The sequence below is a fragment of the Kribbella sp. NPDC050820 genome (assembly GCF_040653975.1).
In the GTDB taxonomy this organism is placed as follows: domain Bacteria; phylum Actinomycetota; class Actinomycetes; order Propionibacteriales; family Kribbellaceae; genus Kribbella.
This window is the reverse complement of the sequence record NZ_JBFAHB010000065.1, coordinates 40145-51424: the sequence shown is the minus strand read 5'-3', so window position 1 is coordinate 51424 and position 11280 is coordinate 40145. Positions and strand designations below refer to the sequence as shown.

Annotated in this window: 10 protein-coding genes; 8 read left to right on the top strand and 2 right to left on the bottom strand. The window is 69.3% G+C overall.

Annotation, left to right across the window (positions count from 1 at the left end; genetic code table 11):
* Window positions 1-66 precede the first annotated feature (66 nt).
* Window positions 67-1983 carry a hypothetical protein gene (locus tag AB0H36_RS37230; protein WP_360534762.1) on the bottom strand — a complete coding sequence of 639 codons (1917 nt, stop codon included), beginning with the start codon at window positions 1981-1983 and terminating at the stop codon, window positions 67-69.
* A 111-nt stretch (window positions 1984-2094) separates the two neighbouring features.
* Here AB0H36_RS37230 and AB0H36_RS37225 point away from each other — a divergent pair, with 111 nt between their 5' ends.
* The 8 genes from AB0H36_RS37225 to AB0H36_RS37190 all read left to right on the top strand — a co-directional run bounded on the left by AB0H36_RS37225 (window position 2095) and on the right by AB0H36_RS37190 (window position 10185).
* A complete protein-coding gene (locus AB0H36_RS37225; RefSeq protein ID WP_360534760.1) occupies window positions 2095-2871 on the top strand; it encodes an alpha/beta hydrolase in 777 nt (258 codons plus the stop codon).
* A 129-nt stretch (window positions 2872-3000) separates the two neighbouring features.
* Entirely contained in the window at window positions 3001-4380 is a 1380-nt protein-coding gene (locus AB0H36_RS37220) for an extracellular solute-binding protein (RefSeq protein ID WP_360534758.1), read from the top strand.
* A 52-nt stretch (window positions 4381-4432) separates the two neighbouring features.
* The gene (locus tag AB0H36_RS37215) at window positions 4433-5311 is read left to right on the top strand and encodes a sugar ABC transporter permease (protein ID WP_360534756.1); all 879 of its coding nucleotides are present in this window, start codon (window positions 4433-4435) and stop codon (window positions 5309-5311) included.
* The gene (locus AB0H36_RS37210; RefSeq protein WP_360534754.1) at window positions 5308-6189 is read left to right on the top strand and encodes a carbohydrate ABC transporter permease; all 882 of its coding nucleotides are present in this window, start codon (window positions 5308-5310) and stop codon (window positions 6187-6189) included. Before AB0H36_RS37215 ends, AB0H36_RS37210 begins: the two co-directional genes overlap by 4 nt.
* Complete coding sequence (locus AB0H36_RS37205; RefSeq protein ID WP_360534753.1) at window positions 6186-7061, top strand: NAD(P)-dependent oxidoreductase; 876 nt, start codon at window positions 6186-6188, stop codon at window positions 7059-7061. Before AB0H36_RS37210 ends, AB0H36_RS37205 begins: the two co-directional genes overlap by 4 nt.
* The gene (locus tag AB0H36_RS37200) at window positions 7062-8315 is read left to right on the top strand and encodes an enolase C-terminal domain-like protein (RefSeq protein ID WP_360534751.1); all 1254 of its coding nucleotides are present in this window, start codon (window positions 7062-7064) and stop codon (window positions 8313-8315) included.
* Between the two features lie 62 nt (window positions 8316-8377).
* Window positions 8378-9631 carry an ROK family transcriptional regulator gene (locus AB0H36_RS37195; RefSeq protein ID WP_360534749.1) on the top strand — a complete coding sequence of 418 codons (1254 nt, stop codon included), beginning with the start codon at window positions 8378-8380 and terminating at the stop codon, window positions 9629-9631.
* Window positions 9628-10185, top strand: coding sequence for a GNAT family protein (locus tag AB0H36_RS37190; protein ID WP_360534747.1), 558 nt, complete (start codon window positions 9628-9630; stop codon window positions 10183-10185). The genes AB0H36_RS37195 and AB0H36_RS37190 overlap by 4 nt, the downstream gene beginning before the upstream one ends.
* Here AB0H36_RS37190 and AB0H36_RS37185 read toward each other — a convergent pair.
* Window positions 10182-11273: a Gfo/Idh/MocA family oxidoreductase gene (locus tag AB0H36_RS37185; protein WP_360534745.1), complete on the bottom strand. Its 1092-nt coding sequence runs from the start codon at window positions 11271-11273 to the stop codon at window positions 10182-10184. The two genes, AB0H36_RS37190 and AB0H36_RS37185, sit on opposite strands and share 4 nt — an antisense overlap.
* Window positions 11274-11280 lie beyond the last annotated feature (7 nt).

The following is an 11280-nucleotide window of genomic DNA, read 5'->3' as shown; positions in this document are numbered from 1 at the left end:
ACGGCCATCTGCCGTCCGACGACCCACTGCTAGAGCTGCTGCTTGACCCACGGGCGCCATCACCGATTACAGCTGGATCCGCACGAGGTTGCGGGCCTGGACTGTGAACAGCGCGGAGCCGCGTGGATCCACCGCGAGCTTCGGCTCCCCGCCGAACCACTCGGCGGCCAGACCGCTCGCGAACGGCGTCACCGTGAACGTCTCGAGGTCGATGGCGTGGACGGCGTTCCCGTCGGTCGAGTACCCGGTGCCGTCGACGATATGCAGGTCGGACCCCTTCGTGCCTGCTCTGACTGTCCGCGTGACCTTGCGACGGCGTACGTCGTACTCGAAGACCCAGCCGCTGCTGGTGATGCCGTAGAGGTGGTCGCAGGAGTAGGCGAGGCCGGGGATGACCGCGGCGCCGGCGACGGGCTCGAGCTGCCAGAGCAGTTTGCGGCGGCGAAGGTCGAACGCGGCCAGCCGAGCGGTCGTGGTCTCCGGCGGCAGGCCGAGTCCTTCCTGGATGTTCGTCCCGAGGTAGGCCACGCCGGCGTGGCAGGCGACGGCGTACGGACTCTGCCGGGGGACGACACCGCGGTACGTCGTCCATTCGCCGGTGTGTGGTGAGTGCAGTGTGAGCGCGCCGTTGAGTTGGCCGGGCTCGGGCTGGGTCGTCATCGCGATCAGCCCGGTCGCGTGGTCGTAGGCGAGGTCGCGCGGGCGGTCCTGTTGGTTGCCCGTCTTGCCGATCAGCTGCGCCGACTCCTCGCCCGGCCTGTGCGCGTACAGCAGGCCCTGCGTGTAGACCCCGAGGTACGTCGTGTCCTTGATCGTCAGCGCTGTCTTCGGCTCACCCGGGATGCCGAGCCGGGTCCTGGTGCCGGCCGCCAGGTCGTGGACGTCGGCCCCGCCCTTGCCCCCGACGTACACGCGTTTCCCGTCGGAGTGCACGGACATCGGCTGCTCGGGCGCGGCCTTGAAGCCGCGCTGCACCAGGTTGACGAAGCCGAGCTCGTGCGTCGCCGGGTCGAAGACGAACACGGCTCCGTCCTGCACGCCGTACACCTTGCCCTCGTGGGACAGCAGGCGGTGGGTGGCTGCCTCCGGCTGGGCGATGCCGAGTTGCTCGATCTCACCGCCGGCGATCGGGGTGCGGTAGAGCATGCCGGTAGGCCGACCGGCGAAGTACAGGTGCTCGTCGTGCAGGAGCACTGAGGTTATGTACTTCTCGCCGGCTGCCGCGATCACTCGGTAGTCGGTCGGCGTGTCTTTGGACAGCAGCAGCGCCTCGCCGTTCGACGAGATGCCCGCCGCGAGGTGGGTGTCCGAGATGTGCATGCTGGCGACGAAGTCGCGGTCGGCCAGCTCGGCCGGCAGGATCGCGGTCTTCGCGCCGGTCACCCGGTCGATCGCCACCAGGTGCGCGTGCGGGCCGATCCCGACGTACACGGTCGTCTCGTCGGCGGCGACGCTGCGGGCGTAGGCCTCGCCCGGCACGATCTCGCCGAGGTCGCGGCTGACCCCGGTGGCCGGGTCGTACTCGACCACGCGGCCCGGGTCGGAGATCGCCAGGTAGACCTTGCCGTCGGGGGAGGAGGCGATGTTCCAGATGTACGGCCAGGCGTAGCTGCCGACCTTCGTCACCTGGCCCGTGATCGTGTCCAGCCGGTAGAGGTCGGACTGGCCGTGGGTGGCGACGTACATGTCAGTCCCGACCGCGCACATCGCCCAGATCCCGATCCCGGTCGGGATGTCGAAGTGTGCCGTGACCCGGTCCTGCCCGAGGTCGTACGAGCCCACCACGTTGGGCGCCAGCCCGCGGGTCCCGGCGTACAGGACGGAACCGGCGAAGTCGGCGTTGCCCAGCGGCGTGGTGACGCTGGCCGGGCCGAGGTCGGTGACGGTCCCACGGGGTGGCGCGGCGTACGCGGTCTCGCCCTGCCACAGCGCCGCGCCACCGGCCGCCGCCGCGAGCTGGAGGACTCTTCGCCGAGGAATCACGTCAACCACCCGTTTCGGTCAGGCCCGTAATTGCCTCGACCAGGCTAGCTCACAAATGGGTTTCGGTCATGGCCCAAAGTCGAACTTGTTCAGTCGGCGGATGATGTGGGCATGGGTGATTACGTCGATGCCGGGGGACTGCGGACGTACTACGAGGTCGCGGGCGACGGCGAGCCGCTCGTCCTGATCCATGGCGGCGCGACCACGGGGGAGAGCTGGGCGGCGCAGGTGCCGGCGCTCGCCGAGCGGTACCGGGTCTTCGTGCCGGACCGCCGCGGGCACGGCCGGACCCCGGACACCGAGGGCCCAGCGACGATGGACGGCTACGCCACAGACCTGATCGCGTTCATGACAGCGCTCAACCTCGGTACGGCGCACGTCGTCGGCTGGAGCGATGGCGGCAAGGTCGCGGTGCGGATGGCGCTGAGCCGACCGGACCTGGTCCGCAAGCTGGTGATGATCGGCACCGAGCTCACCCGGGCCGGCGGCACGCCCGCGAACGACCGCCTGATGACGACACCCGAAGGCCTCGCGCGGCTGGAGGGGATCGCCAAGGACGACTACGAGCGGTTGTCGCCGGACGGTCCCGACCACTTCGGCACGGTCTTCGCCAAGTGGACCCGGATGTGGACCTCGATCCCCGACATCGAGCCGGCCGAACTGGAGCACCTGCCGATGCCCGTGCTGCTCATGCAGGGCGACGACGACTGCGTGCGCATCGAGCACAACGTGGACCTGGCCAGGGCGATCCCGGACGCGCAGCTCGCCGTGATCCCCGGCGGCTCGCACGCCGTACCGCTGGAGAAGCCCGACCTGGTGAATCGCCTCCTTCTCGACTTCCTCGCGGACACCCAGACACCCAAGTTCATGCCCCTCGGCGACCTCTGAGACACCACTGTCCAAATCGGTACCTCGCTGACAATTGAGAAAGTAACACGCTTGGTTTAACTTACTCGGGACCTGGCCGGTGTGTGGCTCAGAGCACACCGGCGGCCTCCGGAAACCTGAGGAGTTCCGATGACGAGAGTGAGCAGGTGGGGCGCCGGGCTGGGGCTGGCCGGACTGGTGCTCGCCGTGGCCGGCTGTGCGGACGGGACCACGCCCGGCGCCGACGCCGGCGGCGCGATCGACGAGAACGCGCCGGTGACGATCACGATCGGGGACCGCCCGACCCCGGACAAGCCGAACGACATCGCCGCGTTCGAGCGCAACATCAAGAAGTTCATGGACGCGCACCCGAACATCACGGTGAAGTCGACCGAGACCAAGTGGGACGCGCAGACCTTCCAGGCGCAGGTGGCGGGTGGCTCGCTGCCGACGGTGATGAACATCAGCTTCACCGAGCCGGCCAACATGATCCCGAACAAGCAACTCCCGGACATCACCGACGAGCTGAAGCTGGTCGACCTGACCAAGGACCTGAACCCCGAGGTCCTGAAGATCGTCCAGGACGACGCCGGCCGGATCTACGGCGTCCCGATCGACGTGTTCTCGGTCGGGCTGGCCTACAACCGGGCCCTGTTCAAGCAGGCCGGACTGGACCCGGACAAGCCGCCGGCGTCCTGGGACGAGGTCCGCCAGTTCGCGAAGCAGATCACCGAGAAGACCGGCAAGGCCGGGTACGCGCAGCTGACCAAGGACAACACCGGCGGCTGGATGCTGACCACGATGACCTACAGCATGGGCGGCTCGGTCCAGAGCGAGGACGGGAAGAAGAGCACCTTCAACGACGCGCCGACCAAGAAGGCGCTGCAGCTGCTGAAGGACATGCGCTGGACCGACAACACGATGGGCAGCAACTTCCTCTACAACCAGGAGGAGGTCCGGCAGGACTTCGCGGCCGGCAAGATCGGCATGGTCCTGCAGGCGCCGGACGCCTACGACATGTGCGTGAAGAACTTCGGGATGAAGCCGGCCGACTACGGCCACGCCGCGCTGCCGCAGGACGGCGGCCCGCACGGCACGCTCACCGGCGGCTCGATCAAGATGATCAACCCGAAGGCGAGCAAGAACGAGATCGTCGCCGCGCTGAAGTGGATCAAGTCGCAGGAGTTCGACAAGTACACCGACGAACAGCTCGCGGTGCAGAACGCCAAGGACACCATCGCGGACAAGGGCTTCGTCGGCCGGCCCGGGATCACGCCGCTGAGCCAGGAGACCTACGACCGCTACAACGGCTGGCGGCAGCCGTACAACAACGTCCCGGTCGAGCAGTTCAAGGGCTACGTCGAGTCCACCAAGACGCTCAAGCTGATTCCCGAGCCGTCGAACAAGGCGCAGGAGGTCTACGCGCTGCTCGACCCGGTGGTCCAGCAGGTGCTGACCAAGAAGGACGCGGACATCGACAAGCTGCTCACCGACGCCGCATCGAAGATCGACGCCCGCCTGGCCCGGTAACCCGATGTCGCTGCTACGTACGCCGAAGCCCAGCCGGAGCGGTGTCCATTTCTTGGCCACTTGGTACCGCTCCGGCGGGCTGAGCGCGATCATCTTCGCCCTGCCCCTGGTGCTGACGTTCCTGTACTTCTCGTGGGGCCCGATCGTCCGCGGCCTGGTGCTCAGCTTCCAGAAGAACAACCTGGTGACCACGCCGGAGTGGGTCGGGATGGCCAACTTCAGCTACGTGCTGACCGACCCGCAGCTGCCGCAGGCGGCGGTGAACACGCTGTACTTCGCGCTGCTCGCGCTGATCTTCGGCTTCCCGGTCCCGCTGTTCCTGGCCGTGTTCATCAGTGAGCTGCGCAGCACCGGCTGGCTCTACAACGTGCTGTCCTACCTGCCGGCGGTGGTTCCTCCGGTGGCGGCGATCCTGCTGTGGAAGTTCTTCTACGACCCCAGTGGCGCCGGCGTGTTCAACGCCGTACTGGGCTGGTTCGGGATCGGGCCGTTCGCCTGGCTGAACTCGCCGGACCTGGCGATGCCGGCCATCGTGCTGGAGGCGACGTGGGCCGGGGCCGGCGCCACGTCGATCATCTACCTGGCCGCGCTGACCGGGGTCCGGACCGAGCTGTACGAGGCGGCCGAGCTGGACGGCGCCGGGATCTGGAAGCGGGTCTGGCACGTCACGCTGCCGCAGATCCGCGGAATCATCCTGATCATGATGCTGCTGCAGCTGATCGGCACGTTCCAGGTGTTCACCGAGCCGTTCCTGTTCACCGGCGGCGGCCCGGACAACGCGACCACCACGATCCTGCTGCTGATCTACCGGTACGCGTTCATCAACGGCGACTTCGGCGCCGCGACCGCGCTCAGCGTGCTGCTGGCCGGGGTGCTGTGCGTGCTGTCGGTCGTCTACCACTTCCTGACCCGGCGCTGGAGCATCACATGAGTCACGAACGCGGGATCATCTCCGTTGCGGACCGGAAGCGGGGCCTGATCCGCTACGGCCTGCCGGCGATCCAGGTGCTGTTGTTCATCGGGGTCCTGATCGCCGGTGTCGGCCCGCTGCTCTGGCTGCTCAAGTCGGGCCTGTCGACCAGCCAGGACATCCTGCGCGGCCCGATGCAGCTGTGGCCGTCCGGGATCCAGTGGCAGAACATCCCCGACGCCTGGACCCGGGTCCAGATCGGCTCGTACCTGGGCAACACCGCGATCATCGCGATCGGCTCGCTGCTGTCCACGCTGTTCGTGTGTACGACGGGCGCGTTCGTGCTGAGTGTGTTGCGGCCGAAGTGGGGACCGGTGGTCACAGGCGCCGTACTCGCGACGCTGTTCCTGCCTGGAGTGATCTCGCTCGTGCCGCTCTACCTGACGATCCTGAAGATGCCGGTGCTCGGGTTCAACCTGCAGAACACCTTCTGGGCGGTCTGGCTGCCGCAGGCGGCCGGCGCGTTCAACATCCTGGTGATGAAGCGGTACTTCGACTCGATCCCGCGCGAGCTGATCGAGGCGGCCCGGATCGACGGCGCGAGCAACCTGCGGTTGTTCACGTCGCTGGTGCTGCCGCTGTCGAAACCGATCGTCGGGGTGGTCGCCCTGCTGACCGTGATCGGCTCCTGGAAGGATTACCTCTGGCCGCTGCTGGTGCTGCCGGACCCCCGGCTGCAGCCGATCTCGGTGGCCCTGCCGCGGGTGGCCGAGACCACCGAGATCTCGCTGCAGATGAGCGCGCTGTTCCTGGCGGTGCTGATCCCGGTGATCTTGTTCTTGGTGTTCCAGAAGCAGTTCCTGAGAGGTGTCGGGATGTCGGGAGGGATCAAGGAGTGACAACGCTGAACGGCCGGCGGGTGCTGGTGACGGGGGCGGCGGGCCGGATCGGATCGGTGACCGTCGGTCATCTGGCCGATCTCGGTGCGGTGGTGACCGCGCTGACCATCGTCGAGGACCCGTCGCTCAAGGCCGACCGGGTGATCATCGGCGACACCCGGTCCGAGGACGACGTGGCCGGCGCGCTCGAGGGCGTCGACCTGGTCGTCCACTTGGCCGCGCTCGCGCATCGCGACGCCGGCTCGCCGTACGACGTGTACTCGGGCAACGTCGTGTCCACGTTCAACGTGCTCGCCCAGGCCGGCGCGCTCGGCGTGAAGCGGGCGGTCATCGCCAGCAGCATCAACGCGTACGGCGTCGCGATGAACCCGCACCAACCGCTGCCGGCGTACTTCCCGCTGGACACGACGATGCCCTCCGACGTCGGCGACTGGTACTCGCTGTCGAAGCAGAACGACGAGAACACCGCCCGGATGGCGTGGCGGCACTGGGGGATCGACGTGGTCGCGTTCCGGTTCCCGCACGTCAACTCCGCCGATGTCCTGCGGCGGCAGGCCGACGGCCACCGGGACAACCCGGCGGGTGCCGTCCGCGAGGGCTGGAGCTACCTGGACACCCGGGACGCGGCGTACGCGATCGAGCTGGGGCTGACGGCGCCGTTGTCCGGGGCGCACAGCTTTCTGGTCGCCGCGAACACCACGAACGCGCCGTACGAGACGGATGCCCTGCTGGACGCCTTCGCGCCGGACGTGCCGCGGCTGCGGCGGTTCGGCGGGCGTGAGGTGCCGATCGACCTGACCCCGGCCCGGAGCGTGCTCGGCTTCCAGGCCCGCCACGAGCTCGACCTGCCGACCCTTCCCTTGGAGATCTGAATGCCCTCGAACTTCGACCAGCCCTGGCCGGTCCGGGACGACGTCCGCATCCGGGAGGTGAAGGCGATCGTCACCGCGCCGCAGGGCATCCCGCTGGTCGTGGTGAAGGTCGACACCACCGAGCCGGGACTGTACGGCCTGGGCTGCGCCACGTTCACCCAGCGGTGGAAGGCGGTGCAGACGTTCGTCGACGAGCACCTGGCCCGGCTGCTGGTCGGGCGCTACCCGGGGGACATCGGCGACCTGATCCGGCTGGCCGGGTTCTCCGGCTACTGGCGCGGCGGGCCGGTGACGAACAACGCGATCTCCGGGATCGACCAGGCGCTGTGGGACATCGCGGGCAAGCGGGCCGGCATGCCGGTGTACGAGCTGCTCGGCGGCAAGGTCCGGGCCGCGGCCGACACCTACATCCACGCCAGCGGCCGGACGATCGAGGAGACCCTCGACCAGGCGCAGAAGTTCGTCGCGCAGGGCTGGCGGCACATCCGGCTGCAGATGTCGACCCCGGGCGGCGGCGGGTACGGCGCTCCGCGGATGGACACGCTGTACCCGAACTCGCCGTACCACAACGGCTGGTCGGCTCGGGACTATCTACGCACGACGCCCGAGCTGTTCGAGGAGGGCCGCTCGGCGCTGCCCGCGAACATCGAGCTGCTGCACGACGTGCACTCGCGGCTGACGCCGAAGGAAGCGGTGCTGCTGGCACGGTCGCTCGAGCCGTACGGGCTGTTCTTCCTCGAGGACGTGCTGCCGCCGGAGCACTGGGACCGCCTGCCGGAGGTGCGCGCCGCGTCGCCGGTGCCGCTGGCGGTCGGCGAGCTGACCACCTCGATGGGCGACGCGGTCCGCCTGGTCCGTGACGGCGGTGTCGACTTCATCCGGTCACACGTGTCCGACATCGGCGGGCTCACCCCGGCGCGCAAGCTCGCCGACCTGGCCGAGCTGTGCGGCGTCCGTACGGCGTGGCACGGCCCGGGCGACACGTCGCCGATCGGCGCTGCGGCCAACGTCGCGCTCGACGTCAGTTCCGTTGCCTTCGGCATCCAGGAGGGCCACCTCTACAACGAGGCGACGCACGAGGTGTTCCCCGGCACGCTGCGGATCGTGGAGGGCTGGCTGACGCCGAACGACGCGCCCGGCTGGGGCATCGACATCGACCTCGAGGCGGCGGCCCGTTATCCCGCGCAACTGTCCGGACACGACGAGTGGGCAGCCGGCGTACGACGCATCGACGGGGCCCTGGAAGCGCCGTGACAGCTGCTCTCCCGCAGTACGATCTCGGCTAGTCACGGACAGGAACGGGGAGGTGGGCAGTGGTGCCGGACGAACAGGACCTGCGGCGCGCGGGCGCGAACCAGTACGACCTGGGCTCGTTCAACGAGGCCGTGATCATCGAGACGATCCGGCTGGCCGGCACCATCAGCCGGACCGAGATCTCCCGCCGGACCGGGCTGACCCAGCAGTCGGTGTCGCGGATCCTGCGCATCCTGCTGCAGCAGGGACTGCTGGTCGAGGAGGCGCAGGAGCGGGCCGAGCGACTGGGCAAGCCGCGGACGCCGGTCCGGCTGCGGTCGAACGCCGCGCACGCGGTCGGCATCCACATCGATCCTGAGCTGCTCACCGTCGCGGTGGTGGACCTGGACGGCACGATCGTCCGCCGGGAGACCGTCGAGCTGGCGGACGATCTGAGCGCCGACAAGCTCGTCGACCTGACCGCCGCGACCGTGACCGCGGCGCTCAGCATCAGCCAGGTCGACCTCGACTCGATGCTCGGTGTCGGCGTCGCCGTACCGGGTCCGATCAACGCCGACGGCACGCTGCTTGCCCTGCCTTTGCAGCCGGCGTGGCGCGGCCTGAAGATCCGGCACCTGCTCCAGCAGAAGCTCAACCACCCGGTCCTGGTGGAGAAGGACGGTACGGCGGCCGCCATCGGCGAGCGCTGGATCGGCCGCTCGGCCCGGGACCGCGACTTCGCCTACCTCTACCTCGGCACCGGCGTCGGCAGCGGCCTGATCCTGAACGGCTCGATCTACCGCGGCGGTACGGCGAACGCCGGCGAGTTCGGCCAGGTCGCGGCGCTGCGGATGGGGGAGTGGGACGCCGAGGACGGGCCGCGGATGCTGCCCGAGTGCAACCCGACCGCCTCACTGCCGGTGATCGCGGCGGAGTACGGGTACGTCGAGACCGACGCGAGCGCCACCGACGAGGCCAAGCGGTACCGGGCGGTGTGCAAGGCTGCCGCCGACGGTGACGAGGCGGCGGTGAAGGCGGTCACGCGGATCGCCCGGGTGGTCGGTCAGGGCGCGGTCGGACTGGTCGACCTGCTCGATATCGATCTGGTGGTGCTCGGTGGGCCGGCGTTCGGCAAGGAGATCTCGGAGGTCTTCCTGGCGGAGATCGGCCGCGCGGTCAACGCGCATCCGGTGGCCCGCGAGACCCGGCCGGTCGCGGTGGAGGAGTCGATGCTGCAGACCGACGCGGCCGCTGTCGGCGCCGCGTCGACGATCTTCCACGACGCGTTCACACCGCGGGTCAGTGGGTCCAGTCAGGCGCGTAGGCTGCCGAAGTGATTTCACCCCGCTCACTCACCGCCGACGTACAGCTCCGTATCGCAAGTCTGGACGACGCCGAAGGCCTCGTTGACGCCTACACCCGCAGCTGGGACTACCTGAAGGCGTGGGAGCCCGACCGTCCGGACAGCTGGTTCACCGTGACCGGGCAGCGGGAGAAGCTGACCGGCCAGCTGGAGCGGTACAAGGACAGCCGGACCGTGCCGTGGGTGCTCGCCGAAGGCGACCGCATCATCGGTGCGATCACGCTCAACGACCTGGTGCCCGGACCGTTCCGCAGCGCGGCGCTCGGCTACTGGCTCGCGGCTGACGCGGTCGGGCGCGGCCTGATGACCCGCGGCGTCGAGACGGCCCTGGAGATCGCCGACACCGAGCTGAAGCTGCACCGGGTCGAAGCCAGCACGCTGACGAACAACGTTGCCTCGCAACGCGTTCTCCAGCGCACCGGCTTCGTCCAGATCGGCATGGCGCCCACCTACCTGCACATCGCGGGCGCCTGGCGGGACTGCAACCTCTACCAGCGCATCCTCAACGACCGGGAGCCTGGCGCCTAGCTGGGCGGCAGACCGATGCCGCGGGAGACCTCCACGTCGTCGTAGCGGCCTTCGAGCACGTCGATGAACTTCACCGGGCGCTGGAGCGTCGAGGCGATGTAGACGGCCCGGACCGTGGCCAGCGCGTCGATCGCGTCCTGGACGGTGATACCCGGCCGGCCGCCGTCCGCGATCGCTCGCAGGATGTCGTCGTACTGCGCCTTGTGCTTGCCGGGCGGGCCGACGTCGACCGGGGTCTCGTCGGTCGAGCCGTCGGCGTTGAACCGCCGCAGCAGGTCGTCCTCCACCTCGGCGCCGCCTTGCGTCCCGTGCACCGACACCCGCGTCCGGCCACCAGGAAAGGCCGCGGTCGTCGCGTGCAGGGTCGCCACGGCGCCGGACTCGAACGTCAGCGTCGCGACGACGGTGTCCTCGACCTCGATCTCGTGGTGCGCCGCCCGGAGCGCCTGGGCCTGGATGTTGACCGGCCGGCCCATGAACCACAGCAGCAGGTCGACGGTGTGCACGCCCTGGTTCATCAGCGCGCCACCGCCGTCCTGCGCCCAGGTCCCGCGCCAGCCGGCCGACGCGTAGTACTCGTCGCTGCGCCACCAGGCGACCGTCGCGACCGCCGAGGTCAGCCGGCCGAACCGGCCGGCCTGGATCGCGTCGTGGACCACTGCGCTGCCCGCGTCGAACCGGTGCTGGCTGATCACCGACGACACCAGGCCGTGGCTCGCCGCCCGGGCGGCGGCCGCGCCGAGGCGCCGCGCCCGGGTCAGGTCGACGTCGAGCGGCTTCTCGATGACGACGTGCTTCTTCTCGTTCAGCGCCTCCTCGGCCAGCGCTGCGTGGGTCCCGCTGGGGGTGCAGATCGCGACGAGCGTGATGTCGGACCCGCTCAGCGCCGCGGACAGGTCGTCGTACACCTTGGGCTCCGGGTGCCCGGCCTCCTTCAGCCGGGCCGCCAGCGCCGCCGCGGCGGCGGCGTCGCCGTCGACGAGGGCCGTCACGGTGGCGTCCGGCCGCTCGGCGACGGTGTCCGCGTGGGTGCGGCCGATGATGCCGCAGCCCACGATCGCGACCTGGTGGTTCGTAGCGTCAGCCATCTCGCTC

Coding starts and splice junctions, on each gene's coding strand:
- AB0H36_RS37225 (WP_360534760.1), top strand. CDS start 2,095: ATGGGTGATTACGTCGATGCCGGGGGACTGCGGACGTACTACGAGGTC.
- AB0H36_RS37220 (WP_360534758.1), top strand. CDS start 3,001: ATGACGAGAGTGAGCAGGTGGGGCGCCGGGCTGGGGCTGGCCGGACTG.
- AB0H36_RS37210 (WP_360534754.1), top strand. CDS start 5,308: ATGAGTCACGAACGCGGGATCATCTCCGTTGCGGACCGGAAGCGGGGC.
- AB0H36_RS37200 (WP_360534751.1), top strand. CDS start 7,062: ATGCCCTCGAACTTCGACCAGCCCTGGCCGGTCCGGGACGACGTCCGC.
- AB0H36_RS37185 (WP_360534745.1), bottom strand. CDS start 11,273: ATGGCTGACGCTACGAACCACCAGGTCGCGATCGTGGGCTGCGGCATC.